Raw genomic sequence first — 1,625 nt, forward strand, 5'->3', positions numbered from 1 at the left:
CGCCCGCGCAGATGCGACATGCGTCTTCAGCCGGTCGATCTCCTCGCGGATGTCGGCCTTTGTGGCGAGGAAGGCAGCTTCCTGGTGCAGCCGGACAGCATCGAGGTTGGCCGAGGCGTCCATCAACAGACGCACCTGCTCGGCGATGCGCTCGCGGATTGCCGCGGGCTCGCGCGAGGGATCGGCCTCCGCCTTCAGCGTCAGCGCCTCGATGATGTCGATATGGCCCGCGAGCAGCGCGCCAAGTGCAGCGCCCTCGCCTCGGCGCGCCTGCTCCAGCCCGGTAAGCGCCGCCTCGAGCGCCGACAGGATCGCGGCGTCAAGGGCGGCCCGCTCCTCCTCGGTCTCGACGGCCTCGGGAACGTCGAGCACACCGCGCAGCGAGAGCAGGCCGTCGGCGGTGGCAGGCTCGGTGCCGAACTGCTCCTGCAAGCGCTTGGCCAGCCCCGCCAGATCCTTGAGGAAGGCCTCGTTGACCACCGGCTGGGTTTGCCTGGCGGCGGCGCGACCGACGGTTAGCGTCGCCTGGAAATTGCCGCGCGCGAAGCGCTTCTGAACGGTCTGGCGGACGCCGGTTTCCAGCCGGTCGAAGCCCTGCGGCAACCTCAGCCTCACCTCGGCGCTCTTGCCGTTCACCGATTTCACCTCCCAGGCGATCGAGGTGCCATCGCTTTCGGCGGCGGACCGCGCAAAACCGGTCATGCTCTGCAGGCTCATTGCCCTGTCGTCCCCCTGTCGCAGCCCAGGCATGCGTGGCCCAGCGCGCTGCGCGCCCCAGAAATCGCCCGGCAATCCGCCGGCGCCCCCTCAAAACATGAATATGGCCCCGCGTCAAAGGACGCGTGCGGCAAGCCTACTGCGCGGCGTCGCCGCCGGCGTCGCCATTCTCGCCGCCGTCGCTGTTGTTACCGCCGTCGGCATTGCCATCGGGAGTGGCCGGCGCCGTCGTCTGGCCGGAAGCCTTGGCTGCGGCGTCCGCCTGCTTCTTCTGCAGCGCCCGGTAGCGGGCGACGTTCTGGTTGTGCTCTTCGAGCGTCGCTGCGAAGACATGGCCGCCATTGCCGTCGGCAACGAAATAGAGGTCGTCGGTCTTCGACGGATTGGCGACCGCTTCGAGCGCCGCACGGCCCGGATTGGCGATCGGCGTCGGCGGCAGGCCCTTGATCATGTAGGTGTTGTAAGGCGTCTGCTTGTCGAGGTCCGACTGATAGATCGGGCGGTCGGCGGGCTTTCCCTTGCCGCCGAACAGGCCGTAGATGATGGTCGGGTCAGACTGCAGCCGCATGCCCTTGGCCAGGCGGTTGAGGAACACCGCGGCGACGCGCGAACGCTCGTCGCTCCTGCCCGTTTCCTTCTCGACGATCGAGGCGAGCGTGACGAAGTCATCAATGTTGGCGATCGGCAGATCGGGCGCGCGATGCGACCAGACGTCCTCGACCAGCTTCTTCTGGTCGGCGATCAGCTTGTCGACCATCTGCTGCCTGGTAGCGCCGCGGGTGAAGCGCAGCGTGTCGGTGGCGATGCTGCCCTCATGCGGCAAGGTCGCCGGCATGTCGCCGGTGAGCGCCTCCTGATCGGCCACGCGTTGCAGCGCCTGCTCGACCGTCAACCCTTCGGGAATGGTG

General features: G+C 68.0%; 2 protein-coding genes. Both read right to left on the minus strand.

Annotated elements, in window-relative coordinates:
* The coding region (locus EOD07_RS33735; protein ID WP_164772810.1) for a YicC/YloC family endoribonuclease at positions 1–717 on the minus strand (717 nt) is incomplete at its 3' end.
* 136 nt (positions 718–853) lie between these two features.
* A partial coding sequence (gene mltG, locus EOD07_RS33740) for an endolytic transglycosylase MltG (protein ID WP_127238290.1) occupies positions 854–1,625 on the minus strand: 772 nt, incomplete at its 5' end.

The organism is Mesorhizobium sp. M2C.T.Ca.TU.002.02.1.1 (assembly GCF_003997225.1).